At 33.7% G+C, this 26160-nt stretch carries 23 protein-coding genes; 20 read left to right on the top strand and 3 right to left on the bottom strand.

What is annotated here, in order from left to right:
* The first annotated feature begins 3 nt into the window (after positions 1-3).
* Entirely contained in the window at positions 4-963 is a 960-nt protein-coding gene (locus J8M14_RS08265) for a type IX secretion system membrane protein PorP/SprF (RefSeq protein WP_211074120.1), read from the top strand.
* Between the two features lie 66 nt (positions 964-1029).
* Here the strand turns inward: J8M14_RS08265 and J8M14_RS08270 are convergent, their stop codons facing one another.
* Positions 1030-1428: a DoxX family protein gene (locus tag J8M14_RS08270; protein WP_211074121.1), complete on the bottom strand. Its 399-nt coding sequence runs from the start codon at positions 1426-1428 to the stop codon at positions 1030-1032.
* An 89-nt stretch (positions 1429-1517) separates the two neighbouring features.
* Positions 1518-2672 (bottom strand): DNA polymerase III subunit, encoded by a 1155-nt coding sequence (locus J8M14_RS08275; RefSeq protein ID WP_211074122.1) that lies wholly within the window; start codon positions 2670-2672, stop codon positions 1518-1520.
* Positions 2673-2850: 178 nt separating this feature from the next.
* On the opposite strand from J8M14_RS08275, the gene J8M14_RS08280 reads away from it, so the two are divergent.
* From J8M14_RS08280 to J8M14_RS08305, 6 genes are all read left to right on the top strand, one after another.
* The gene (locus tag J8M14_RS08280) at positions 2851-4038 is read left to right on the top strand and encodes a phosphoglycerate kinase (protein ID WP_348772830.1); all 1188 of its coding nucleotides are present in this window, start codon (positions 2851-2853) and stop codon (positions 4036-4038) included.
* Complete coding sequence (locus tag J8M14_RS08285) at positions 4028-4294, top strand: hypothetical protein (protein WP_247672585.1); 267 nt, start codon at positions 4028-4030, stop codon at positions 4292-4294. The genes J8M14_RS08280 and J8M14_RS08285 overlap by 11 nt, the downstream gene beginning before the upstream one ends.
* Positions 4295-4506: 212 nt before the next feature.
* Positions 4507-6135, top strand: coding sequence for a lytic transglycosylase domain-containing protein (locus J8M14_RS08290; RefSeq protein WP_211074123.1), 1629 nt, complete (start codon positions 4507-4509; stop codon positions 6133-6135).
* A 147-nt stretch (positions 6136-6282) separates the two neighbouring features.
* Positions 6283-7269, top strand: a complete 987-nt coding sequence (locus J8M14_RS08295) for a DUF4837 family protein (protein WP_211074124.1) — start codon at positions 6283-6285, stop codon at positions 7267-7269.
* 155 nt (positions 7270-7424) lie between these two features.
* Positions 7425-9863 carry a hypothetical protein gene (locus tag J8M14_RS08300; RefSeq protein ID WP_211074125.1) on the top strand — a complete coding sequence of 813 codons (2439 nt, stop codon included), beginning with the start codon at positions 7425-7427 and terminating at the stop codon, positions 9861-9863.
* An 87-nt stretch (positions 9864-9950) separates the two neighbouring features.
* Complete coding sequence (locus J8M14_RS08305) at positions 9951-12077, top strand: Tex family protein (protein WP_211074126.1); 2127 nt, start codon at positions 9951-9953, stop codon at positions 12075-12077.
* A gap of 209 nt (positions 12078-12286) precedes the next feature.
* On the opposite strand, the gene J8M14_RS08310 is transcribed toward J8M14_RS08305, so the two are convergent.
* A complete protein-coding gene (locus J8M14_RS08310) occupies positions 12287-12475 on the bottom strand; it encodes a twin-arginine translocase TatA/TatE family subunit (protein WP_282100241.1) in 189 nt (62 codons plus the stop codon).
* Positions 12476-12645: 170 nt separating this feature from the next.
* Here J8M14_RS08310 and J8M14_RS08315 point away from each other — a divergent pair, with 170 nt between their 5' ends.
* The 13 genes from J8M14_RS08315 (at position 12646) to pseF (ending at position 26159) form a co-directional block, all read left to right on the top strand.
* Complete coding sequence (locus J8M14_RS08315; RefSeq protein ID WP_211074127.1) at positions 12646-13515, top strand: M23 family metallopeptidase; 870 nt, start codon at positions 12646-12648, stop codon at positions 13513-13515.
* Between the two features lie 2 nt (positions 13516-13517).
* Positions 13518-15017, top strand: a complete 1500-nt coding sequence (locus J8M14_RS08320) for a GH3 auxin-responsive promoter family protein (RefSeq protein WP_211074128.1) — start codon at positions 13518-13520, stop codon at positions 15015-15017.
* Between the two features lie 115 nt (positions 15018-15132).
* Positions 15133-16833: a hypothetical protein gene (locus tag J8M14_RS08325; RefSeq protein WP_211074129.1), complete on the top strand. Its 1701-nt coding sequence runs from the start codon at positions 15133-15135 to the stop codon at positions 16831-16833.
* The gene (locus J8M14_RS08330; RefSeq protein ID WP_211074130.1) at positions 16830-17822 is read left to right on the top strand and encodes an AtpZ/AtpI family protein; all 993 of its coding nucleotides are present in this window, start codon (positions 16830-16832) and stop codon (positions 17820-17822) included. Before J8M14_RS08325 ends, J8M14_RS08330 begins: the two co-directional genes overlap by 4 nt.
* 1 nt (position 17823) lies before the next feature.
* Positions 17824-18834 (top strand): dTDP-glucose 4,6-dehydratase, encoded by a 1011-nt coding sequence (gene rfbB / locus J8M14_RS08335; protein ID WP_211074131.1) that lies wholly within the window; start codon positions 17824-17826, stop codon positions 18832-18834.
* 58 nt (positions 18835-18892) lie between these two features.
* Complete coding sequence (gene rfbA, locus J8M14_RS08340) at positions 18893-19750, top strand: glucose-1-phosphate thymidylyltransferase RfbA (RefSeq protein ID WP_211074132.1); 858 nt, start codon at positions 18893-18895, stop codon at positions 19748-19750.
* A complete protein-coding gene (rfbC, locus tag J8M14_RS08345) occupies positions 19751-20305 on the top strand; it encodes a dTDP-4-dehydrorhamnose 3,5-epimerase (protein WP_211074133.1) in 555 nt (184 codons plus the stop codon).
* Between the two features lie 45 nt (positions 20306-20350).
* Positions 20351-21409: a hypothetical protein gene (locus J8M14_RS08350; protein WP_211074134.1), complete on the top strand. Its 1059-nt coding sequence runs from the start codon at positions 20351-20353 to the stop codon at positions 21407-21409.
* 56 nt (positions 21410-21465) lie between these two features.
* Positions 21466-22311 carry a dTDP-4-dehydrorhamnose reductase gene (gene rfbD / locus J8M14_RS08355; RefSeq protein ID WP_211074135.1) on the top strand — a complete coding sequence of 282 codons (846 nt, stop codon included), beginning with the start codon at positions 21466-21468 and terminating at the stop codon, positions 22309-22311.
* Positions 22312-22315: 4 nt separating this feature from the next.
* Positions 22316-23281, top strand: a complete 966-nt coding sequence (locus tag J8M14_RS08360) for a type I phosphomannose isomerase catalytic subunit (protein ID WP_211074136.1) — start codon at positions 22316-22318, stop codon at positions 23279-23281.
* Between the two features lie 25 nt (positions 23282-23306).
* A complete protein-coding gene (pseB, locus tag J8M14_RS08365; RefSeq protein WP_211074137.1) occupies positions 23307-24326 on the top strand; it encodes a UDP-N-acetylglucosamine 4,6-dehydratase (inverting) in 1020 nt (339 codons plus the stop codon).
* Entirely contained in the window at positions 24326-25474 is a 1149-nt protein-coding gene (gene pseC, locus J8M14_RS08370) for a UDP-4-amino-4,6-dideoxy-N-acetyl-beta-L-altrosamine transaminase (protein ID WP_211074138.1), read from the top strand. The genes pseB and pseC overlap by 1 nt, the downstream gene beginning before the upstream one ends.
* Positions 25467-26159, top strand: a complete 693-nt coding sequence (gene pseF, locus J8M14_RS08375) for a pseudaminic acid cytidylyltransferase (RefSeq protein WP_211074139.1) — start codon at positions 25467-25469, stop codon at positions 26157-26159. The genes pseC and pseF overlap by 8 nt, the downstream gene beginning before the upstream one ends.
* Position 26160: the final 1 nt, after the last annotated feature.

The following is a 26160-nucleotide window of genomic DNA, read 5'->3' on the forward strand; positions in this document are numbered from 1 at the left end:
CACATGAAAAAGTATATTATAATAGTTAGTTTATTTGCGAGTTGTGTTGCTATGGCTCAGGAGTTTTTTAACCCTGTCCAGAACCAGTACATTGCAGATAACCCTTATTTAGTATCTCCGGCATATGCCGGGATAGGAGATTGTTGGCAGATAAGGGGATCAGGATTTGAGCAGTGGGTTAACATTGCGGATTCACCAGGTACTCAATCCTTATCTATAGATGGAAGAATTTCTGACAGATCAGGTGTAGGTGCAATATTGTTCAATGATGAGAATGGATTTACTTCTCAGAAGGGAGTACAATTATCGTTTGCACACCACTTAACCTTAAATGAGTACAATAATCAATATTTATCTTTTGGTATTAGTTATAGGTTTACTTCATTTGGTATAGATGCTGTGGAGTTTAATAACGGAAACCCTGACAATCCTATAAACCCGGGATTACCTAATGTAAGAGTTAACAACTCTAACTTTGACATAGCCATGTTATATCGATTAGGAAGGTTTTTTATTAGTGCCAATGCGGTTAATTTATTGCAAAAACAGGTAGATGGTTTTAACCCTGTTTCGGAGCCTTCAACGATTCAAAACTATTATGTGTATACAGGGTATACTTTCTATCATAGATTTAGTGATATTGAGATAGAACCTACAATGTTATACCAAAACTTTGCTGGCGACGGGAGATCTACTGCAGATTTAAACCTTAAGGTACGTAAATTACATCGTCAGGACTACTACTGGGCTGGTGTTAGCCTTCGTTCTCTAGTAGATCAAGATTTTAAACCTCTTTCAGTATCGCCAATGATAGGTATCAAGAAAGCGAATTTTTATGTAGCGTATGGGTATCAAATCAATGTCAATGAGGTTTTTGAACCCAGTACCGCAGCCGGATCACATATGATCACTCTAGGATTTGACTTTGGATGTAGACAGAGTAAGTGTGGATGTACATATTAATTTTTTTAAAATATTTAATAAAAGAGTGCCTTAATTTTTAGGCACTCTTTTTATTGTAATCTTAAGTTAGGCAGTAACTACATACAACCCAAAGATAGCGACCACAAAGTAACAGGTAATTGTTAAAGCACCTTGATAATCCTTAGCCACTCGTTGACCAAACAATAACATCAATAGGGCAACACATGCTAAAAACATCGCCCAAATAGCAAAAACAGTATCATTATCCGCAATAAGATGATAGATTGCCATTACGCAGAGCACTGCTGTAATGATTTCTATGACTAAAATGGTAGAGAGCAGCAATGGCACCATGTTGCCTAAAAAAGTCTTAGAAAAGTGTTCTTTTAGCCATCCCAGGTTTCCTTTCCAATCTACAATCTTATCAATTCCGGATTGTAAAAAAGTAATCAATAGAAATAGTAAAATGGTTATCGAGACAATATGAGTCATAAAATTATCCATAGAGTAATAGGGTTAAAAGTTGTTTTTCAAATATAATTGACAAAAATGCAATTTATAGACATTCAGAACTAACTTCTAACAACCACCCACTAACTACTTTTCTTATGAAGTAATCGCGTGAGTTTGATAGAGAGATCAGTAAGCACAATTTTGGCATTACCATTACGCTCGATGTGATAAATGGCATTCTGTAGTTCGGCACTAATATCCATAATATTGGCACCGTGGATAAAAGGAGCAAATTTTTCGAGTTTAAAACCAGAAGTATTTGGCTCTAGAAATACCAGATCTTGGGCACCATAATTTAATAACATTGCTTGTCTGAAAAAATCAAGACAATAGTTCAGAAATCTTTTCTGAGTTTCCCTTCCGGAGCCTGCAATAGACTCACTCCATACAATCAGATCATTTATAGCAGATTTATTTCCTTTGGCCCTAAATGCAGTTCGCACCCATTGTATAAACCAATCTTCAAATTGATCATCTCCTCCATCGTGGTGTAATAGATGTAAAGCTTTACTATAATCGCCATTTGCCTGATGAGCGACTTTCTGTGCCTCATTATCAGTAATGTTTTCTGTTTTCAGGAGAGCCTCTTTAATAACCTGTTCTCCTAGTGGTGGAAAATGTAAGACCTGGCATCTGGAACGAATGGTTTGTATCAATTGCTCTTCATCTTCAGCAATTAGTAAAAAAATAGTTTTCTCAGGCGGTTCTTCAATAAGTTTCAGCAATTTGTTAGAAGCTGCAATATTCATTTTATCCGCCATCCAGATCAACATGACTTTGTACCCACCTTCATAACTTTTCAGCGAAAGCTTTTTTACAATATCCAGTGCCTCATCTACTCCAATCTGCCCTTGTTTTTTTTCGATGCCCAAGGATAGGTACCAGTCAAAAATACTTCCGTAAGGATTTTCTTTGATAAAAGTTCTCCACTCTTCTGCAAAATGATCAGAGGTTGGGTGTTTTTTCACCTTGTCATTAGTAGCAACAGGATAAGCAAAATGAAGGTCAGGATGTGCCAGATGGTCAAATTTTATATTACAAGCCTGGTTGCCACCAGTGTTTTCACTTTCTACATTTTGACATAAAATATATTGAGCATAGGCTATTGCCATAGGCAATGTTCCACTTCCATTAGGGCCTACAAAAAGTTGTGCATGAGGAATACGACCACGTTCTGCACTGGTGGTTAGGTAACTTTTAATATGTTTAAGCCCTAATATTTCTGAGAAAAGCATAAGCAAATATAGTTGATTAATATTCAAAATCAGATATGATTTTTACAGTGAAAAGCTGCTTTTTCTTAAATATTGACAAAAGTGATAGTGAGCTATTCTTTTCGCCTAATTTTTAAGTACTTTGCGTTGCTTAAAGCAAAAAATCAACTGTATAACAACTATAAAAACATCTATACCCGTGAAGACGATTAACGATTTTAATTTTGAAAATAAAAAAGCATTAATAAGAGTAGATTTTAATGTTCCGTTAAATGAGAACTTTGAAGTTACAGACGACACTAGAATACAAGCTGCCAAGCCTACTATTATTAAAGTACTGGAAGATGGAGGAAGTGCCGTATTGATGTCTCATTTAGGAAGACCAAAAGGTGTACAGGATGAATTTTCGTTAAGACACATCGTAGATAAAGCTTCAGAAGTTCTGGGTGTACAGGTAAAATATGTTGCTAATTGTGTAGGACAAGAGGCAGAAGATGCTGTTGCGGCTCTTAACCCAGGAGAAGTTTTGTTGTTAGAGAATTTAAGATTTCATCCTAATGAAACTGCAGGAGATAAAGATTTTGCAGAACAATTGTCTAAGCTTGGTGATATTTATGTAAATGACGCTTTTGGGACAGCACATAGAGCACATGCTTCTACGACAATTATAGCACAATTTTTTCCTGAGCATAAATGCTTCGGAAGTTTGTTGGCCAAAGAAATCGAAAGTATCGATAAAGTGTTAAGCAGTGGCGAAAAACCGATAACAGCTGTTTTAGGAGGATCAAAAGTATCTTCTAAAATTACAATTATCGAAAACATTTTGGATAAAGTAGATCACCTAATCATTGGTGGTGGAATGACATATACATTTATTAAAGCACAAGGTGGTCAGATAGGAGATTCTATTTGCGAAGATGATAAGCAAGAATTGGCTTTAGAAATTCTGAAGAAAGCTGCCGAAAAAGGTGTAGAAATACATCTTCCGGTTGATGTGTTAGGAGCAGATGCCTTTGATAACAATGCCAATACAGAGGTGATGGATGTTACTATGATTCCTAATGGTTGGCAAGGATTAGATGCCGGTCCTGAAACATTGAAAAACTTTCATGAAGTAATTCTGAAGTCAAAAACTATCCTTTGGAATGGTCCTCTAGGGGTTTTCGAAATGGAAAGTTTTGCAGGAGGAACGATCGCTTTAGGACATTCTATTGCTGAAGCTACTGAAAAAGGAGCCTTCTCACTAGTTGGTGGCGGAGATTCTGTTGCAGCTGTGAAACAGTTTGGTTTTGGAGAAAAAGTAAGTTATGTATCTACTGGAGGAGGAGCGATGCTAGAAAGTCTGGAAGGAAAAACATTACCAGGAATTGCGGCAATTGAAGCTTAGATTAATAAGAGTAAAACCAATTTTTATTGTAATAGCATGTTTTTGTAGCATAACTGCAAATGCTTATGACCCTTCTGTTGAAATTTTAGGAACAGAAGTATATAGAACCGGTATTGGTTTGGGTTCTGTAATTGCTGCTATTACAAGCTGGGAGCGCAACAAATCTATTCTTTGGGCGATACTAGCAGGAATTCTTAGTTGGATTTATGTAATTTATTTTGCGTTGACTAGAAAAGGTGATGAGGTAAAGAGTTAATTAGCAGAGAAATAGAAGGAAAACACGTGTTAAATAGCAAAAACACTAAAAATCAGTCCATTGGGCTGATTTTTTTAGGTTTTTAACGCCTTGATTCTTTGGATTTTAGAAAAAATATACGATTTTCGCAAAAGTGATGTTTATAATATGTTATTAATATTGCTGTATTGCTCCAGAAATAACCCCTAGTTGAATTAAATTGATTTGTTAAGATGAACAAGCATTCCTTGCTATTTCTTAGTTTTTTATTTGCTATTACTTTTCTACAAGCACAGGATACAATCCCTGCTAAGGTTCGATCAGAAAAGAAGATTTCCAAAAATATTGTATTGCAAACAAATGCAGGAATAACTGAAGAAACGATTCAGGTAGTAGATACCACTAAGGTTATTAATACCATTGGCAATGAATTTCAAACAGCAACAGTAACTACTACTAGCGTAAAAGATAGCACGGTATACAAAGCCAAAGATCATCCAAAGATGTCAGCATTGGATTCTATCTGGAGACAAGAATTATATAGTTTAACATTATTTGACACTATATATAAATCAGTAACAGAGCTAGAATATGAACCTGTAGAGTTTGTTGACCTTCCTACAGATACGCTCAAAGCTAGATTAGCAGAGCTAAATACCAGAACTCCATTTAATGTAGAATACAATCCATCGCTGGAAAGTGTTATCAAAAACTATTTAAAAAATCGTCACGAGCATCTGGAAAGATTAATAGGGCTGAGTCACTTTTATTTTCCATTATTTGAGCAAGAGCTTGACAATCAAAACATTCCTTTAGAGATTAAATATCTCGCCATAGTAGAATCAGCATTAAAACCTCGTGCAAAATCCAGAGTAGGAGCTACCGGATTATGGCAATTTATGTATGGAACCGGAAAAATGTATGGACTAGAAGTAAGTTCTTATGTAGATGAACGAATGGATCCAATAATGGCAACAAAGGCGGCCTGTAAATATTTAGCAAAGCTATATGGAATGTTTGGAGACTGGGATTTAGCCTTGGCATCCTATAATTCAGGTCCAGGTAATGTAACCAAAGCGATTCGTCGTAGTGGAGGATATACCAATTACTGGAATATAAGACGAAATCTGCCTAGGGAAACTGCTGGGTATCTTCCTGCATTTTTGGCGACAATGTATATTTTTGAGTATGCTGATAAGCATAACCTTAAACCCGCTAAACCACAATTTGCTTATTTCGAAACAGATACTATAAAAGTGAAGCAAATGATCACTCTGGATCAGGTTTCAGAATATATAAATGTAGATGTCGAAGAATTACAATTTCTTAATCCATCATATAAGTTAGACATTATTCCGCATATTAAGGATGAAGATTATGTGTTGCGTTTACCTCTTGATAAAGTTGGAACCTTTGTAGCTAATGAAGATCAGTTGTATGCAATTGCTAAGGCAGAATTAGATAAACGAGAAAAACCACTTCCTAAATATTTTGAAGCCAATGATCGTATTCGTTATCGAGTGCGAAGCGGTGATTTTTTAGGTAAAATCGCCAGAAGATATGGTGTAAGAGTAAGCCAGATTAAAAAATGGAATGGATTACGAAGCAATAACCTTAGAATTGGTCAGCGTTTAACGATATATCCACGAAAACCATTTGTGGGCAAACCGAAAAAAACTAAAGTAGCTTCGTCAAAACCAATTCCTGCAAATGCTAAAACGTATACTGTAAAATCAGGAGATACTTTATGGAGCATTTCACAAAAACTAAAAGGCATCACAGTAGAAAATCTTAAAACCTGGAATGACATTAGTGGTAGCGGAATTAAACCTGGGATGAAGTTAAGGATTTCTAAATCTTAATTACAGGTTTAATTATTCTCATAAACTATACTATTTTCCTTCAGGTGACTGTCTATGGTATGATTTGTGCTATGTTATCTTCAATATTTGATTATTGATTTACTTGTTGAAATAAGGTTTTTATAATCTTTTAATTATGTTTGTAATATGAAGAAAATAGCATTTGCCATCGTTTGTGCACTATGTATAGTTAGTTGTACTCAAAACAATAAAGAAACCGCTAAAAAAAAACATGAAGGAGCACTAGCGTCTTCTGTTGGTAAAATCAATGATCTTTCAGTAATTATTGATAATGACCTGTGGGAAGGTAGAGTTGGCGATAGCATCCGAAAGTATTTTGGAGCAGAAGTGCCTGGTTTACCACAGCAGGAACCATTATTTTCGATGAGACAAATGCCTCCGGAGATCTTTTCGGGTTTTGCACAAAAAGGTAGAATATTTCTTAGAATAGAAAAAGGGGATTTAGCTAGTGCTGAAATTTTGAACAACAAATATGCTAGTCCACAATTAGGAGCGTTGATTACTGGAACTACTGATGATGATATCATTGAATTAATACGAGATAATTCTGAATCGATCATTTCAAAATACAAATTCGTTGAAACTCGCGAAAAGCAGAAAAGAATTCGTAAATCTTTAGAAAGGATGCCTCAACTGAAGGAAAAAATGGGAATCACACTTAGTATTCCTACAGCATATCGTATTGCTACAGAAGAGGATAAATTCTTTTGGATCCGTAAGGATATTCCAAAAGGCACATCAGATTTATTAATTTATGAGTTGCCTTTAGGTTCTGTTCCAAAGGATTCCACAACAATTTCTAAAATTATAAAAATTCGAGATTCTATAGGAGCAAATAAGATTCCAACGTCATCAGGAAAATTCATCACAGAACAAGCCTATGCACCGTATCTTTATGAAATCAAGATGGATGGTAACTTTGCTTATGAAACCAAAGGAACCTGGGAAATCAAGGACAGATATATGGCAGGTCCTTTTGTAAATTATGTTATTGATGATATTCCTAATAACAGGCAATTGGTTTTAGAAGGTTTTGTTTTTGCCCCTTCTACAGATAAACGTGATAATATGTTCGAGTTAGAAGCGATTATGAAGTCTGTGAAGTTCGAGTAATTGATATTTGGCAAAAAATTAACTTAACAAACATGTTGTCGGTATAATTTTTGTGAATTTATAAAGAAAATTTACCTGTTTTTATGAGTATTTTTAGAATATTCAGAACAGGACGTTTTTTTATTTTGTAATCAACTCACTAATTCACAAAGCTTATGAAAAATCATCTACTTCAATTTTTGGCCTTATTCTTTATTTCATTTCCTATTCTTGCTCAACACCAAGAGAGTATAACAGCAGTGGAAGAAGCAAACGCTTCTTATTTTGAGATTCCTAGAGAAACTCTATATCTTCATGCTAATAAAAGCACGTTTGTTACTGGAGAAGAGATATGGTTTAAGGGGTATGCCTACGATCGTCAAAACAATCTTCCATCAGTAACAACTACCAACTTTGAAGTTGAGGTCTTTGATCAAGAAGGTAATGAAGTATTTGATGGCGTTTTTCTGGGCCATAACGGAAGTTTTCAAGGTAATATAAAGGTAGATTCTACTTGGAGCAGCGGAACTTATTATGTAAGAGCCTCAACACATTGGATGCATAATTTTGTAGAGGATGAGTCGTATATCAAAAAAATCAAAATTATTAGAGATGCTATTCCCGAAGTAACTTATAATGAAGAGGTAAATTATGATTTTCAATTACTTCCAGAAGGAGGCCATGTGGTTTCTAATACATTTAATACGATAGGTTTCAAATTAATTAATGATCTAGGGTATGGCGTTGCTTTTGACACAGGTGTGATCCAAGATGAGTTGGGTAATGAGGTTACTAATTTTACTTCAAACTCTTTAGGTTTGGGTAAATTCAACATCACCCCATTATCAGGAAAGAGATACAAGGCGTTGATCCAGCTCAAAAATGGTAGTGTAATTGAAGGTAAGTTTCCAAACATTGAAAATAAGGGGATTAGCCTGAGTGTCAATAACCTGATCAAGGATGAGGTAGCTATAGAATTAAATACTAATACGGCAACAATAAAAGACTTGCAGAAAGGCAACTATACGATTCTTATCCGTAAAAACCATCTCTCCAAGAAGATTAAAGTAAACTTTAAAGCCAAAGAATTAAAAAAGAAGATTACTATAAAGCGATCAAACCTTTATTCAGGGATGAATACTATTACTTTTTTTAAAGACAATACTCCGATTTTGGAGCGATTAGTATTTAATCCAGTTGAAATAAACGAAGATGATATAAAAATATCTTCAATTAGCGCTGTCAAGGATTCGTTGTCTATAGGGATTGAGACCCCAAATAAAGAAGATGTAGCATATGACCTTAGTATTTCGGTATTACCAAGTGAGACACTTGTATATAACCATTCTGACAACATCTATTCAGGGGTTTTACTAAGACCTTACATCAAAGGCCATATAGAAAACGAAAAGCATTATTTTACATCGATAGACCGAAAGAAAACCTATAATTTAGATCTTTTGTTAATTACCCAGGGTTGGAGCAAATACAAATGGGAAAATATCTTTAAAAACAACACACAAATTCGCTATAATTTTAATCAAGGTTTTAAGATTACAGGTAAGATTCAAGACAAGAAAAGAGCTGAGATCGATAAGGTATATTTGTATCCTACGATCAATAATGGAGCAAAGCTAGTTGAAGTAAATAAGGATAACACGTTCGAAATTGATAATTTTTTCCCACAAAAGGGTGAAAAACTTAAAATATCTGGAATTAGGACAAAAGGAAGTTTTAAGAAGCCTGGGGTTTACTTACAGGTACAATCAGAAAGAATACACAGGCCGTTTTTTAACACGTTTCCAATTTTAGAAAAGAGATTTAACGAAAAGCAGCAGAATAGAGTAGTAGTGCCGTATAATTTTTTAAATGAGGTACAAGAATTGGATTTGGTTGAATTACAAGGAAGTAGTAAAAAAGAATTGGAAAAGACAAGCCGTATTCGAATACCTAAATTCTTTGAGTTGAATTCAAAGAAGGTCACCTTAGAGAAAGCAGAACAATATTTTTCAATATTGGATTACATAGCCTCAACGGGAATGTTTACTGTACAAAGAGACAATCCTTCGAACGTTGTTATTTTACCACCAGGAAAATCAACAATAGGCATACCTGTAGGGCAGGTCTTACCAGTAGAAAAAGAAGTTGGCTTTGCCAGTAGTATTAACACTGTTAATGTCTATATAGATGATATACTACTCTCAGATTTAGGTATTTTATGGGATTTAAGAACAGCCGATGTGGACAGGATTTATATAGACAGGACTGGTTATGGAGCAGGAGCAAGGGGGGCAGGAAGAACAATAAGATTATATACCAGAAGATTTCCGTTAGTCAGAACAAGAACATCAGACAAAGACTATCTGGAGTATGAATTCAAAAAAGGATTTGAGCCGGTTAAAGAATTTTATAATCCAGGATACTCTAATTATAAAGATCCGTTCTTTATAAGTTATGGAGCTATTCACTGGCAACCTCGTCTAAATTTTGATCAGAAAGGTTTTGCTACATTTACTATACCTAACACTGGATTAGAGAACATTACCTTATTTGTCGAAGGTATGGGAAGTGATGGAAGTTTAATATCTAAAGTGCAAACCATAAATTTGAATTAGATTTTTTAAAATTGTAGAAAACTTTCTTCTAGACATGAAATAATCTTTCATTTTTGACATTATATTTAGCGACCTAAAAATAAACAAATGAATACAGTTTCTTTTATCGCTAAACAGCTTCCGGTGTCAGAGAAGCAGATCGCCAATGTGGTTTCTTTACTTAATGATGGAGCTACCATTCCTTTTATTTCTCGTTATCGTAAAGAAATGACAGGAGATCTGGATGAGGTAGCTATTGGCGAAATTGTAAAATATAAAACAGCTTTTGAAGCTTTAGAAAAAAGAAAAGAAAGTGTATTGTCTTCGATCAAAGAACAGGAGGCTTTAACTCCAGAATTGGAAAAAAGAATTCTTTCTGCACAGACACTAACCGAAGTTGAAGATTTATATCTGCCGTACAAGAAAAAGCGTAAAACCAAAGCTACTGTAGCCAAAGAACAAGGCTTAGAACCTTTAGCTAAAATCATTTGGCAGCAAAAAGAAGAGGAAATACTTTTTAGGGCTTCTCAATATCTTAATGATACCATTGTTAATGAAGAATTAGCATTACAAGGTGCCAGAGATATTATTGCAGAATGGATTAATGAAGACGAAAAAGTCCGTAACAGATTGAGAAGATTATATCAACGAAAAGCTACTATTTCTTCTACTGTTATAAAAACAAAGAAAGAGGGGGAAGAGGCTCAGAAATACCAGCAATATTTTGAATGGGAAGAACCGCTTCATAAATGTCCATCACATCGCTTATTAGCCATCTTAAGAGCAGAAAACGAAAAAATAGTAAGAGTAAAAATTTCAGTTTCCGAAGATGATGCATTAGACATTATTGATGATTTAATGATCAAAACTAATGTAGAATCATGCACAGACCATATGTTTTTGGCGATAGCTGATGCTTATAAGAGATTATTAACCCCTGCAATTTCAACTGAAGTATTAAATCAAGCCAAAGAAAAAGCAGATGATAGCGCTATTACTGTATTTGCTCAAAACCTGAAACAGTTATTATTGGCTTCCCCGTTAGGGCAAAAGAGAATTCTGGCATTAGATCCTGGATTTAAATCTGGATGTAAGGTAGTTTGTTTGGCAGAACAAGGTGATTTATTGCATAATGAAAACATTTATCCACATCCACCTCAGAGAGAAACTACAAATGCAATCAAAAAAATCAAGTCATTGGTTAATGCATATAAAGTAGAAGCAATTGCTATTGGTAATGGTACTGCGGCTAGAGAAACAGAAGCTTTCATTAAAAAGATTCCTTTTGATAAGGATATACAGGTTTTTATGGTTAATGAAAGCGGAGCTTCAGTTTACTCTGCTTCTAAAATTGCCCGCGCAGAATTTCCGAATTATGATGTAACGGTTCGTGGAGCCGTTTCTATTGGAAGAAGGTTGGCAGACCCACTAGCAGAACTTGTAAAAATAGATGCTAAATCTATAGGTGTTGGTCAATATCAACACGATGTAGATCAAACCAAACTTAAAAATGAATTAGACACTGTAGTGATGAGTTGTGTTAACAGCGTAGGGATAAATGTAAATACGGCCAGTGTGCCATTGCTGAGTTATGTTTCTGGTATTGGAGAAAAATTGGCAGAAAATATTGTAGCGTATCGATCAGAAAATGGAGCTTTACAATCAAGACAGGAGTTAAAAAAAGTACCAAGATTAGGAGGTAAGGCTTTTGAGCAGGCCGCAGCATTTTTAAGGATTACAGATCCTAAAAACCCATTAGATAATTCTGCAGTACACCCTGAGCGATATCAGTTGGTTTCTAAAATGGCGAAAGATGCTGGAGTTCCACTTTCGGAACTAATAGGAAACAAAGAAAAGATCACTAAAATTGATTTACAGCAGTATGTTTCTGGGGATGTTGGCCTTCCAACATTAACCGATATTGTAAAAGAATTAGAAAAACCTGGTGTTGATCCTAGAAAAGCTGCTTCAGTTTTCGAATTTGACCCAAATGTAAAAACGATCAATGATCTCAAAACAGGGATGAAATTACCTGGAATTGTCAATAATATTACCAATTTTGGATGCTTTGTAGATATTGGAATCAAAGAAAGTGGCTTGATTCATATTTCAAAATTAGCGAACGAATTTATTAGCGATGTTAATGCAGTAGTACAACTAAACCAGCATGTAATGGTCACAGTGATTAATGTCGATCTTGATCGTAAACGAATACAACTTTCGCTTATCGACTAACTTTTATTTTTAGTAAGTACTATTATTTTGTGATTCGTAATATAAGTATATTACTTCTTCTCGGAGAGAAGTTAGAGCCTGTGCTGAACTTGATTCAGTAATGATGGGTTTTCATAAAAAAATCACATTATACAAGGCATAGAAGATAGAGAGACAACAAAAAACCCATCTAAACGTAGATGGGTTTGTATAATTATTGAATATAGAAATTATTTCTTTTCATCAATTTTAGGGTCTTCCTCTTCTTTAGATGCATCCTTAAATTCCTTAATTCCGCTTCCAAGTCCTCGCATCAATTCAGGAATTTTTTTCCCTCCAAATAAAAGTAGAACGATTACAACGATCAGGGCTATCTGCCAAGGACCAATCATTCCTAAAAATATACTTAATGATATCATGATCTGTAAAATTAGAATACAAAGTTAATAAGAATAATATTAAAACTGTTTTTAAAGTGTTAAAAACAGTGATTCAGAACATTATTTTTTAAATATTTTCAGACGATATATTAATAGATAACGTTATATTCAGAAATTACGAGAATATGTATATTTGCGATTAGAATATCATGGCAAAAAAGAAAAAAGAACAAAAAAAATTTACCAAAAAGCTGCTGAATAAGTATCGCTTGGTTATCCTTAATGAGGATACTTTTGAAGAAAGAATTTCTTTTAAACTTAATAGGCTTAATGTCTTTGTTTTGGTTACTATTACAGGAATCTTCTTAGTTGCTTTTACTACTGTATTAATTGCATTTACACCATTACGTGAATATATACCGGGATATTCTTCAACTTCTTTAAACCTAAAAGCTGCCAGACTAGAAACCACTACAGATTCTCTAGAATCAATAATTAGCGTGAATCAGAAATATTATAATTCTATCAGAAAAGTATTGACAGGAGATGTAAAAACAGTAGAATTTGATATCGATTCTGCTATACAATCACAAAAATTAGATCCTGAAGAAGTGGATCTAAGTCCATCTCAAGAAGATATCAAACTTAGGGAAGAGGTTTCTAAAGAAGATAAATATAGTTTGTTTGAGAGCGAAAAATCAAATGTATCATTTTCTTTGTTCCCTCCTGTAGAAGGTAATATTACATCAGAATATAATGTAAATGAAAAGCATTTTGGGATAGATGTTGCTGTTCCTAAAGACGCTCCCATCAAAGCAGCGGCTTCGGGTACCGTAATTTTAGCTGAATGGACGGCAGAAACAGGTCATGTGATTATTGTAGAACATGGTAATAAACTACTTACGGTATATAAACACAACGCATCTTTGACAAAACAACAAGGGGATCAGGTCAAAGCTGGAGAAGTAATAGCTACGGCAGGGTCTACAGGAGAGCTTTCTACAGGACCGCATTTACATTTTGAGTTATGGAGAGATGGATATCCTACAGATCCGTCAAAATTTATTGATTTTGAATAAATATGTCTATTAAAGCGTTAGGGGCAAAAATTTTTGCAAAAAGAATTCAGAAGAAAATTAATAAATGGGCCAGTAATCCAGTGAAAACCCAAGATCGGGTTTTTAAAAACTTAATAAACTCAGCTCGTAAGACAGCTTTTGGAAAAGATCACGGTTTTCAAAATATAAAAACGCATTCAGATTTTGTAAAACAGGTACCTATTCGGGACTATGAACAATTAAGGTCTTATGTGGATAGAGTGGTTAAGGGAGAAAGCGATGTGCTTTGGCCGGGAAAACCCATGTATTTTGCAAAAACCTCTGGAACGACAAGTGGTGTAAAATATATCCCCTTAACGAAGGAATCTATGCCCACTCATATACGAGCAGCGCGTAATGCAATTTTGTGTTATGTTGCTGAAAGCGGAAAGGCAGGTTTTGTAGATGGTAAAATGATATTTTTACAGGGGAGCCCAGAATTAAATGAAAAGAACGGAGTCAATTTAGGAAGGCTTTCAGGTATTGTAGCACACTACGTACCTAAGTACCTTCAGAAAAATAGATTGCCTAGCTGGGACACTAATTGTATCGAAGACTGGGAAGAAAAGGTAGATGCCATTGTAGAGGAGACAGTCAATGAAAATATGACTATTATTAGTGGTATTCCACCCTGGGTACAAATGTATTTTGAAAGACTTCAGAAAAAGACTGGTAAATCTATCGGAGAACTTTTTAAAAACTTTGAACTGTTTATTTATGGTGGAGTAAATTTTGAGCCCTACAGGTCAACTTTCGAAAAATTAATAGGAAGAAAAGTTGCAAGTATAGAACTATATCCTGCTTCTGAAGGTTTTTTCGCTTTTCAGGATAAACAAAACGAAAAGGGAATGCTTCTTCAGCTAGATTCAGGAATGTTTTATGAGTTTGTTAAAGCAGATGAATTTTTCGAAGAAAACCCCAAACGATTAACTATTGGCGAAGTAGAAGTAGGCATCAATTATGTGATGTTAATTTCTTCTAATGCAGGATTATGGGCATATAATATTGGAGATACTGTTATGTTTACCAGTACCTCTCCCTGTAGAGTTGTCGTTTCAGGAAGAATAAAGCATTTTATTTCTGCTTTTGGAGAACATGTCATTGGTAAAGAGGTAGAACAAGCCCTTAAAGAAGGAGCAGAGGCTACAGGAGCTATGATAAATGAATTCACTGTAGCCCCGCAAATAAACCCTGATGAATCCGATTTGCCTTATCACGAATGGTTTATAGAATTCAAAGAAGAACCAAAAGACCTGAAACTTTTAGAGCAAAAAATAGATGAAGCATTATGTGGTCAAAACTCGTATTATAAAGACTTGATAGAAGGCAATATCCTGAGAACTCTTAGAATTACCTCAGTCCCTAAAAATGGATTCAATGACTATATGAAGTCTATAGGTAAACTCGGAGGTCAAAATAAATTACCGAGACTTTCTAATGATAGAAAGATAGCTGACGCTCTTGTAGAGATGTTTAAAAAGTAATGTTTATTTCTCTCAAAACATTTCCCCGTTGAAAAATTAATAGAAGCCTTATTCCTGCTATAAAAACAATAGAGGATTGTGATGCTTTTTTATATATCTTTGCCAGGAAAAAATTATGATAAATCTCAAACTACAAGGAAGAACAAGAGCCCAGGAAAGTTCTAGCGCAATAGAACGTATGTATATCACTATGCGCCATTTATTCAACAGAGGTTTTTATAAGCCTATGGGAGTTTCTGGAGACACATTGCGTGAAGGTTTATTGACACTTCGTCCTGAGATTTATGGTTCTGTTGCAGAAGAAGAAAAGGTGGAATTAGATGGGTTACTTTATGTAATAGATCGTTTGCCTTATGGAATTGAAGAATGTCAATATATTAACCTGACAAGTGAGGAGGGATATAAAAACTCTCACTTTAAAGCTATAGTTCCCCCAAAAAGAAGAAGAAACTGTTATCGTATTGATGAAGAACAGATGAATATCGAGATTACCAGAGGACGTTCTGAGATTTATGATATTCTTACTCACCTTACCTTTCTTTTTATTGAGTCACATAAGGTGATGAAACAAGTAGTCATTAACGAACAAGGAAATGTTACTAGGGATTGGCAAAAACTGGAGAAAGCAGTTTTGTCGAAAAAAGAGTTGACACAAGCTGATCGTGAGGTCGCATTAACACATACTGCCAATATTTTAGGCCGGACCTTTGAAGAGGTTACTTCTATTTATGGAAGCTTCTCATGTCCTGAAAACAAAGAACGTTTTCTACATATTATCTATTGGCTTGGTAAACTTGCTATTGAAGAGTATATCAATGATAATAAACGCATTGTAACGTTCAGTCCTGTTTTAAGAGAACGTCTGGGTCATCACATCCATGGAGAGATCTGGGCGAATACTATCAAGATAAAATTGCAAGAACTGGGGTTGTTGGAACGACCGATTCATATCATTAGCGCTAATATGCATAGTGTTATGAATACACTGTATACACCTATTGCGTTAAAAACCGAGCTTAAAAATAAAAGTACCTTTGATATATATGAATTACTAAGTGATGATTCAAACGGAAGGTTGAGGGCAAAAGTAGAGAAAGCTGCTTTGCAAAAAGGAATGACTTATATCGAAGATCAAAGTGGCGCTAATATCAATGTTCAGATTTTTGACACATCAAAATATACTGAAGGGAATTTTGCAGCTCAGATTTCTGATCTTAATAACAAAAATAAGCCGATAATTATAGTAATGGATTATGCTTTTGGTGAACAAGCATATGAAACGATGGACGAACTTTTAAAACCTTTTGTTCAAAAAGATGGTGTTAAGAAATATTTAAATGTTAAATCTGTTTCTATTATGGGTAAAGCTGGAATTCTTGAAGGAGGAAAGGGTGATATCATGATTCCTTCTGCTCATGTTTTTGAAGGAACAGCAGATAATTATCCATTTAGAAATCAGTTGAAGAAAAAGGATTTAGAAGGAAATGGAATAGATATTTTTGATGGTTCCATGATTACCGTATTAGGAACTTCATTGCAGAATAGAGATATCCTAAAGTTTTTCCACGATTCTACCTGGAACGTCATAGGCTTAGAGATGGAAGGAGCTCATTATCAAAAGGCTATTCAGGCAGCCTCAAAACTAAGAGGAAGTATAAGTGATGAGGTGAAAGTGAGATATGCATACTATGCTTCTGATAATCCATTAGAAACAGGAAGTACACTAGCCTCTGGAGGATTAGGAACCACTGGAGTAAAGCCTACGTATTTGATAACCGAAAAAATCATTGAACAGATAATGAATGAAAAACTATGAGTCAACTTGATCAAAACGATGAAGAAGTTTATCTAAAACAAGTTTTTGGACCGATTAGGGAGTTTTTTAAATCTGTTTTAAGACTTTTTTACTTGTCTATTCTGTTTTTAAGAAAAAAAGCTTTTTTATTTATTGGATTGGTTGTTGTAGGTGTAATTTTAGGATATTTTCTAGACCGACATTTTGAAACAAATACTATTAAGCAAGAAATTACCATTGAACCCAGGCATAATTCTACCAGTTATCTATATAATTTTGTAGACAATCTATCCTCAATACATAATAGTGAAGAGTATTTTCAATCCTTAGGATTACGCTCAGAATGGATTGAAAATATTAAATCAATTAAAATAAAACCTATAGTAGCTATTGAAGATATTTTTGATCATTTACATACTAATTATGAAGATTATCAATTTCAATATACTATCCGGGATTATTCTGAAAAAGAAATAGAAAGCAATAAATACACCTTTTTTTATCGGTACCACAAGCTTACTATTTCATTTATAGCTGAAAAGGAATATAACAAAAGGATTACTGATACGTTTTTACAATATATTTATTCTAATGAACACTTTAAAAAACAAACTGATCTTTCGGTTAATCAGGCTAGAGAATCATTAGAAAAAAATAAAACGTCCTTACAATTTATTGATCAATATCTATCGAAGCTCACAAAAGAAAAAACAGATGATACTCTGGATGTTGTAATTGTTGCCGATGATTCTCAAACCTCAACAGTAGCCTCTCTGTTAAAAGAAAAAGCTGCGATAGTTAAGTCAATTAATAAAAGTGAAAAGGTAATTAATTTACATAATGAATTTTTCTCAGTCATTGAAAAAACCAATATTATTATTGAGAAAAAAAAGTTATATTATAGAATGATCGCTTTAGTTCCATTAACACTATGCTTTAGCATATTATTTTTTTATATAAGTATATTTCTTTATAGGAGTATGGAAAATTTTATCACAAAAGTTAAATAATTTGAAAAAAACAGTTTTAATAACAGGAGGAGCAGGGTTTATAGGATCAAACTATTTGAATTATAAATCTGAATTAGGAGAAGCAAAACTAATTAATCTTGATAGCTTAACATATGCAGCAAACCTTTATAATATAGAGGTCGATCAGGATGAGAATTATCTTTTTATTGAAGGAGATATTTGTAATTATGATTTGGTAGAACAGATTTTTTCAGAACACAAAATAGATAAGGTAGTTCATTTTGCTGCAGAATCTCATGTGGATAATTCTATTAGCGGTCCTAAAGCTTTTGTAGACACAAATATCACGGGAACTTTTAACTTACTTCAGGCAGCATATAAAACTTGGATGAGTGAACCCAATAAAATAAACAAAGGGTATGAAAATGCTCGTTTTCTGCACGTTTCTACGGATGAAGTATATGGAACATTGGGAGAAACAGGGCTTTTTACAGAAGAAACTCCTTATGCACCTAATAGTCCGTATAGCGCTTCTAAAGCATCTTCAGACATGTTGGTCCGTAGCTACTTCCACACGTATGGATTACCGGTCGTAACCACTAATTGTTCTAATAATTATGGTCCGAGACAACACGACGAAAAATTAATACCTACCATCATTAGAAAAGCCATTAATGAAGAGAACATCCCTATTTATGGCGACGGAAAGAATATAAGAGATTGGTTATATGTTTTAGATCACTGTAAAGGAATTGATATTGTGTTAGAATCAGGAAGGCTTGGTGAAACATATAATATTGGCGGAAAGAATGAAAGAGAGAATATTTATATAGCCAAAACTATTTGCGATATTTTGGATAAAAAACATCCAAGAAAAGAAGGGTCATATCAGGATTTGATTTCTTTTGTTACAGACAGGCCAGGTCATGATTTTAGATATGCTATAGATGCTTCTAAAATTGAAAGTGAATTAAGCTGGAAAGCCGATGAAAATTTTGAATCTGGAATTGAAAAAACAATAGATTGGTATTTAAAAAAATATAAAAATTAATTATTCCTCCTTTTAAGGGGGTGAGGGGATGTTTTTTCCTCAAAAATACTTTTAGAATATGAAAGGAATTATACTCGCTGGAGGATCAGGAACACGTTTACATCCGCTAACATTGGCCGTAAGTAAGCAATTAATGCCGGTATATGACAAGCCCATGATTTATTACCCACTTTCTACTTTAATGTCAGCGGGAATTCGTGAGGTACTGATAATTTCTACACCAAAAGATCTACCCTTATTCGAACAGCTATTGGGAGATGGTAAAAAATATGGATGTCGTTTTGAATATGCTATACAGGATCAACCTAACGGATTAGCTGAAGCATTTATCATAGGAGAAGAATTTATTGGTAAAGATAAAGTGGCTTTGATCCTGGGTGATAATATCTTTTATGGTTCTGGCTTAAAGAATCTTTTAAAGAGTAATAATAACCCGGATGGAGGCATTATATATGCATATCATGTTCAAGATCCTGAACGCTATGGAGTGGTAGACTTTGATAAAGACGGTAAGGTAATTTCAATTGAAGAGAAGCCAGAACACCCCAAATCTAATTATGCTGTGCCTGGAATTTATTTTTATGATAATGAGGTTGTGGAAATAGCTAAAAATATAAAACCGAGTGACCGAGGAGAGCTCGAAATTACAGATGTCAATAATGCATATCTCCAAAAAGGGAATTTAAAAGTTAGTATTTTGGATAAAGGTACTGCTTGGCTAGACACAGGAACTTTTAATTCCTTAATGCAGGCATCGCAGTTTGTACAAGTGATAGAAGAACGACAAGGACTTAGGATTGGAGCAATAGAGGAAGTAGCATATGCAAATGGTTTTATAGATAAGAATCAACTTCAAGAATTAGCTAAACCATTATTGAAGAGTGGTTACGGAAAGTATTTATTACAATTAGATTAAATGGAAATCGAAAACACATATTTAGAAGGATGTTTTGTTCTTAAACCTAGGGTCTTTAAAGATGAGCGTGGGTCGTTTTTTGAAAGTTTTAATCAAAAGACATTTCAGGAATTAACAGGTCTACAAACTAATTTTGTACAAGATAATCAATCTATCTCTTCAAGAGGAGTGCTTAGAGGATTACATATGCAAGTGGGAGAGTACGCTCAAGCCAAACTTGTTAGAGTTATTGAAGGTGAAGTATTAGATGTTGCTGTTGATGTAAGAAAAGAGTCTAAAACTTATGGTAATTACTTTTCAATAGTGTTAAATGATCAAAATAACTATCAACTTTTCGTACCAAGAGGGTTTGCGCATGGATTTGTTACCTTAAGTGAAAGAGCCGTTTTTGCCTATAAATGTGATAATTATTACCATAAAGCGTCTGAATCCGGAATTATTTATAACGATCCTGACCTCGATATAGATTGGAAATTAGATGCTTCGGAAGTACTTCTGTCAGAAAAAGATATGGAACTATTATCCTTAAAGGACTTAGGAGTTTTTACGCCGTAATTATTCAGTAAAAGGAATTACATTTGCACAAATTATTTATAGAGAATGAGTACTAATAAAGAAAACATATCAGAAGAAATAGATCTAGGACATTTGTTTAAGTTAATTGGAGATGCTTTTAATAAACTATTTCAATTCGTCGGAAATATTTTTAAAGGATTATTTCACTTATTAATACAATTTTTACAATTTATTAGAATTCACTTTTTAAAATTTGTTATTGCCGGAGTAGTGGGTATAGCTATTGGATGGTATTTAGATAACAAAGCTGTACCAATATATATATCTTCTATGATAGTTGAGCCTAATTTTAATAGTGTTCAGCAATTATATAATAATATTGATTTTTATAACGAGTTGGCTAAAGAGGGTGCCAATAGACCATTAGCTGGAGCATTAAAAATTTCTGACAGCTTAGCAAGAACCATACACGGAGTTCGAATTGAATCTTTTTCTGATAATACTCAAAAAATAAGACAGTTTAGTGAGTTTATTCAAGAATTAGATACGGTCTCAAGAAAGCTGGTAGATTACAATGATTATCTGGAGAATTTTAATGATATAAATTCGAGGTTTCATAAAATTGAAATTGTAGCAACAGATTCGGGTGTAGCTAAAGAATGTCAGAATGCCATAGTAAGATCTATTGAGAATAATGAATATTTTAGGTCACAAAAAAGAACCAATGAATTAAATCTTAGGATAAATGACTCAGTAGTCCGTAAACAATTGGTAGAAGTAGACTCGTTATTATTTTTCTATCAAAACTTGAAAATGCTCGAAATTCAAAAACCAGAAGGTACATCGGGAACTAGTATAAATTTAGCAGCAAAAAATCAGGATCTGGATCGTTCGGAAATTACTTTACTTAAAGAATCAAAAGCGCTGAACAATGAAATTATGGTGTTAAACCAACGTAAAGCTAATACTGAAAATATTATTAACGTTATTTCTGATTTTCCGGATAAAGGCGTGTTGGCCAATAGTTTTTTTAATCAAAAGAAGGTGTTATTACCAATTTTATGTATTGGTTTGGTTTTTATAAGTTTAGTTTTGCTATCACTGAATAAGTATTTAAAAAATTATAATGAAACAAGTTTCTAGAGTTTATTAGGCTGAGCTTGTTGAAATCCTTATCAAAATTAACCAAATATAGTAGCATGAAAATCCTTATCACAGGTAGTAATGGGCAATTAGGCCAATGTATTAAAAGAATCGAAAGTGAGTATGCTAGTTTAAGTTTCTTTTTTACTGACTCTAAAGAATTAGATATTACTGAAAAGGATAGTTTAGAACATCATTTCAGAAAAGAATCTTTTGATTATGTTATTAATTGTGCCGCTTATACTAATGTAGAACAATCGGAAAAAGAGCCAGAGAAAGCTTCTTTAGTCAATGCTAATGGAGTCAAAAACCTGACTCAAGTTTGTAAAGAAAACAATACTATTTTAATTCATATTTCGACGGATTATGTATTTGATGGAAAGAAAAGTAGCCCATATGTTGAGGAAGATCTTCCCAATCCTATTAACAAATATGGAGAGTCTAAACTTTTAGGCGAAAAATATATTCAAGAAATTTTAGAAAAATATTTTATTATTAGAACCTCTTGGCTTTATTCTCAATACGGTAAGAATTTTTATAAAACCATTCTTGAAAGGTCAAATACTCAAACCAATTTTACCATAACAACTTCTGAAACAGGTACCCCAACAAATGCAAATGATTTAGCTAGATTTTTACTTCAAATTGTAGAAACCAAAAGTGAAAATTATGGAATTTATCATTTCAGTAATCTTGGAAACGTTACCTGGTATGATTTTGCAAAGGAAATTTTAAAAATTTCAGGTAAACTAGAGGGAATAAAGCTGGAAAAAACAGATAATTATCCTACTTTTGCAAAACGTCCGAAACATAGCGTGTTAAGTAAAGAAAAGGTTGAAAAGAATTTTGATTTAAAGATTTTGAATTGGAAAGAATCTTTAGAAAAAATAATGAAGAATTAGAATAATGCTATACCCATTAAAATTTCACCCAATTTTAAAAGAAAAAATCTGGGGAGGAAATAAATTTAAAATTTTACTCAACAAACCTTTTTTGGAAGGTAATATTGGTGAAAGTTGGGAAATTTCGACTGTTGGAGAAGACATCTCTGTAGTATCTAACGGAGAATTAGTCGGTGGAAATTTGGTAGAACTCATAAAGGAATATAAGGGAAACTTGATCGGCAAGAAAACTTATGAGGAATTTGGAAATCAATTCCCATTGCTAATAAAATTTATTGATGCTAAAGAAGAGTTGTCGGTTCAGTTGCATCCCAATGATGAATTAGCAAAAGAAAGGCATAATTCTTTCGGGAAAACCGAAATGTGGTACGTGGTACAGGCAGACAAGGAGACTAAATTGATCGTTGGATTTAATAGGAAAACCAGCAAAGAAGAGTACCAGAAGTATTTGGAAGAAGGTAAAATAGAAGAGCTGCTGAATTTTGAGAATATAGTTGCTGGAGATAGTTATTTCATTAATGCTGGAAAAATTCATGCTATTGGAGCGGGGTCATTGATTGCCGAGATACAACAAACTTCTGATATCACTTATAGAGTTTATGATTGGGAGCGAAAAGACAGTAAGGGAAATCAGAGAGAATTACATACCGAACTAGCTTTGGAAGCTTTGGATTTTAGTTTTAAAAAAGATTATAAAATAGAGTATTCTCAAACTACCAATCGTGTTAATCCCCACGTAAACAGCACTTATTTCAACACCAATTTTCTAAATGTAAATGGAAAATTAAAGAGAAATTATAGTAGTATTGATTCTTTTGTAACTTTGATTTGCGTTGAGGGAATCACTGAAATCATGTGTAAAAACCAAAAATACGATCTGGTAATGGGAGAAACAATTTTACTGCCTGCCTGTATCCAAGAAGTAGAATTAATATGTGATGCTTCAAAAATTATTGAAGTATTTATTTAAACATTGCAATAAAAACAAAGTAAACATGTTTGATCTTAAAGGAAAATCAATACTTATTACTGGTGGTACTGGGTCATTAGGAAAAGCTTTAACGAAACATATTTTATCTAAATATCCAGAGATAAAAAGATTAATAATTTTTTCAAGGGATGAGCAGAAACAATTTCAAATGGCTCAAGAGTTTCCCAATGAAAAATATCCACAACTTAGGTATTTCATAGGGGATGTTAGAGACAAGGATAGATTGGTTCGGGCTTTCCAAAATGTTAATTATGTAATACATGCTGCAGCCATGAAGCACGTGCATATTGCCGAATATAATCCTGATGAATGTATTAAAACAAATATTGGAGGAGCAGAGAATATCGTAGAAGCTTGTTTTAAAACCAATATAGAAAGGGTTGTTGCACTGTCAACCGACAAAGCTTGTGCCCCTATTAATCTTTATGGAGCTACCAAATTAACTTCTGACAAACTTTTTGTCGCTGCCAATAATATTAAAGGAGAAAACCCTATTAGATTTTCTGTAGTGAGATATGGAAATGTTATGGGGTCTAATGGTTCGGTTATTCCGTTTTTTATTAAAAAGAAAAAACAAGAAGGTAAGTTACCAATTACAGATCCAGGCATGACACGTTTTAATATTTCTTTAGAAGGAGGTGTAGAAATGGTAATGCATGCCTTAGAAAATGCCTGGGGAGGTGAGCTTTTTGTGCCTAAAATACCTTCATATAAAATTATGGATGTAGCTGAGGCTATTGGACCGGAATGTGAAAAACCAATAGTAGGAATAAGACCCGGTGAAAAAGTACACGAGGAAATGATTACTCCTTCGGATTCATTTTATACATATGATTTAGGAAAGTATTATACGATCCTTCCTGCAACACATCAATGGAGTTTAGATGATTTTATCAAAACTTTCAATGCCAAAAAGGTACCACAAGGTTTTAGCTATAACTCAGGAAAAAATAATGAATGGGAAACAGTAGAAAGCTTAAGATCACTTATAAAAACTCACGTAGATTCAACTTTTGAGGTATAATGAAAATGAATATTCCATACGGAAGACAAAATATCGATCAAAAAGATATCGATATGGTTGTTAAAACGCTACAATCAGATTTTTTGACACAAGGGCCTGTAGTAAAGAGCTTTGAAGACAAGTTTTCTGAATATGTGGGGTGCAAATATTCTATAGCGGTCAGTAACGCTACAGCTGGTTTACATTTGGCAGTTTTAGCATTAGGACTTAAACCTGGCGATAGAGTAATTACGACTCCTATAACTTTTGCTGCGTCTGCAAACTGTATCCGATATGCTGGAGGTGAAGTTTGGTTTGCGGATATAGACCCAGACACTTATTTGCTTTCTTTTGAAGAAACTAGAAAATTAATTGAAAGCAAACCTAAAGGTTTTTTTAAAGGAATAATACCCGTAGATTTTGCGGGATTGCCTGTTAACCTTGAGAATTTTAGAAAGCTTGCACTTGAACATGACTTGTGGATTATAGAAGATGCTTGTCATGCACCGGGAGGATATTTTGCTGATTCTAATAACATCAAGCAAATGTCTGGTAATTCAAATTATGCGGATATAGGCATTTTTTCTTTTCATCCAGTGAAACATATTGCTTGTGGTGAGGGAGGTATGATTACTACTAATAATGAAGATTTATATAAAAAGCTTTTATTATTAAGGACCCATGGTATTACTAAAGAAAATATGTCTGAAAATCATGGAGGTTGGTATTATGAGATGCAAGAATTAGGGTTCAATTATAGGCTAACAGATATCCAATCTTCATTGGGGATAACTCAATTAGCTAAAAATGCTACAGGAGTTGCAAAAAGAAATACAATCGCTAAAAGATATCGTCAAGCCTTTGAAAATAAAATAAAATTTCAATCACTTCCTCAAAACAGGTATAATGCGCACCACCTATTTGTAATTGAATCGGACAATAGAAAAGAACTTTATGATTATTTGAGGGAAAATGGAATTTATGCACAAATACATTATATTCCAATACATACCCTCCCTTATTATAGAAAAATTGGATATAAAGAGGCAGATCTGAAGAACTCAGAAAATTATTATTCTCGTTGTTTAAGCTTGCCCATGTACCCTACTTTAACAGATGAAGAACAAGATTTTGTGATTTCTAAAGTTTTGGATTTTATAAATGAGTAATGTAGTTATTATACCAGCTAGAGGAGGAAGTAAACGCATTCCAAGAAAAAACTTAAAATTTTTTCTTGGAAAACCGATTATAGCCTATTCTATCAAAGCTGCATTGGAGGCTAATATTTTTGATGAGGTAATGGTTTCTACAGATGATGTTGAGATAGCAGAAATAGCCAAAAAATATGGGGCGTCAGTTCCTTTTTTAAGAAGCACAAAAAACTCAGATGATTATGCTACAACATATGATGTAATTAATGAAGTGATTAACTGTTATAAAGAAAGACAAAGAGAGTTTGACTATACTTGTTGCCTTTATCCGACAGCACCGTTTGTAAGTCCTGAACAACTTATTAAAGCGTTTAACCTATTGAAAAAGGATAATACTGATGGAGTATTAACCGTAACTCCTTATTCGTATCCAATTCAAAGATCGTTAAGCCTAGACGAAACCAATTTTATAAAAATGAATTCACAAGAACATCTAAAGACACGTTCTCAGGATTTAAAAGAAAGTTACCACGATGTGGGTCAGTTTTATTTTTATAAAACAAAGCGTTATTTAGAAAAGAAGTCGATATTTAATATGCGTTGTAAACCAATTATCTTGTCAGAAATGGAAGCTCAAGACATTGATAATGAAGTAGATTGGCAACTTGCGGAATTAAAATATAAGTTAATTAAATCAAATTAGA

The organism is Aquimarina sp. MMG016 (assembly GCF_018100805.1).
GTDB lineage: Bacteria > Bacteroidota > Bacteroidia > Flavobacteriales > Flavobacteriaceae > Aquimarina.

Coding starts and splice junctions, on each gene's coding strand:
- J8M14_RS08300 (WP_211074125.1), top strand. CDS start 7,425: ATGAAAAATCATCTACTTCAATTTTTGGCCTTATTCTTTATTTCATTT.
- J8M14_RS08320 (WP_211074128.1), top strand. CDS start 13,518: ATGTCTATTAAAGCGTTAGGGGCAAAAATTTTTGCAAAAAGAATTCAG.
- rfbC (WP_211074133.1), top strand. CDS start 19,751: ATGGAAATCGAAAACACATATTTAGAAGGATGTTTTGTTCTTAAACCT.
- rfbA (WP_211074132.1), top strand. CDS start 18,893: ATGAAAGGAATTATACTCGCTGGAGGATCAGGAACACGTTTACATCCG.
- J8M14_RS08325 (WP_211074129.1), top strand. CDS start 15,133: ATGATAAATCTCAAACTACAAGGAAGAACAAGAGCCCAGGAAAGTTCT.
- J8M14_RS08275 (WP_211074122.1), bottom strand. CDS start 2,672: ATGCTTTTCTCAGAAATATTAGGGCTTAAACATATTAAAAGTTACCTA.
- J8M14_RS08295 (WP_211074124.1), top strand. CDS start 6,283: ATGAAGAAAATAGCATTTGCCATCGTTTGTGCACTATGTATAGTTAGT.
- J8M14_RS08350 (WP_211074134.1), top strand. CDS start 20,351: ATGAGTACTAATAAAGAAAACATATCAGAAGAAATAGATCTAGGACAT.
- J8M14_RS08270 (WP_211074121.1), bottom strand. CDS start 1,428: ATGGATAATTTTATGACTCATATTGTCTCGATAACCATTTTACTATTT.
- pseC (WP_211074138.1), top strand. CDS start 24,326: ATGAAAATGAATATTCCATACGGAAGACAAAATATCGATCAAAAAGAT.
- rfbD (WP_211074135.1), top strand. CDS start 21,466: ATGAAAATCCTTATCACAGGTAGTAATGGGCAATTAGGCCAATGTATT.
- pseB (WP_211074137.1), top strand. CDS start 23,307: ATGTTTGATCTTAAAGGAAAATCAATACTTATTACTGGTGGTACTGGG.
- J8M14_RS08310 (WP_282100241.1), bottom strand. CDS start 12,475: ATGATATCATTAAGTATATTTTTAGGAATGATTGGTCCTTGGCAGATA.
- pseF (WP_211074139.1), top strand. CDS start 25,467: ATGAGTAATGTAGTTATTATACCAGCTAGAGGAGGAAGTAAACGCATT.
- J8M14_RS08315 (WP_211074127.1), top strand. CDS start 12,646: ATGGCAAAAAAGAAAAAAGAACAAAAAAAATTTACCAAAAAGCTGCTG.
- J8M14_RS08265 (WP_211074120.1), top strand. CDS start 4: ATGAAAAAGTATATTATAATAGTTAGTTTATTTGCGAGTTGTGTTGCT.
- J8M14_RS08360 (WP_211074136.1), top strand. CDS start 22,316: ATGCTATACCCATTAAAATTTCACCCAATTTTAAAAGAAAAAATCTGG.
- J8M14_RS08290 (WP_211074123.1), top strand. CDS start 4,507: ATGAACAAGCATTCCTTGCTATTTCTTAGTTTTTTATTTGCTATTACT.
- J8M14_RS08330 (WP_211074130.1), top strand. CDS start 16,830: ATGAGTCAACTTGATCAAAACGATGAAGAAGTTTATCTAAAACAAGTT.
- J8M14_RS08305 (WP_211074126.1), top strand. CDS start 9,951: ATGAATACAGTTTCTTTTATCGCTAAACAGCTTCCGGTGTCAGAGAAG.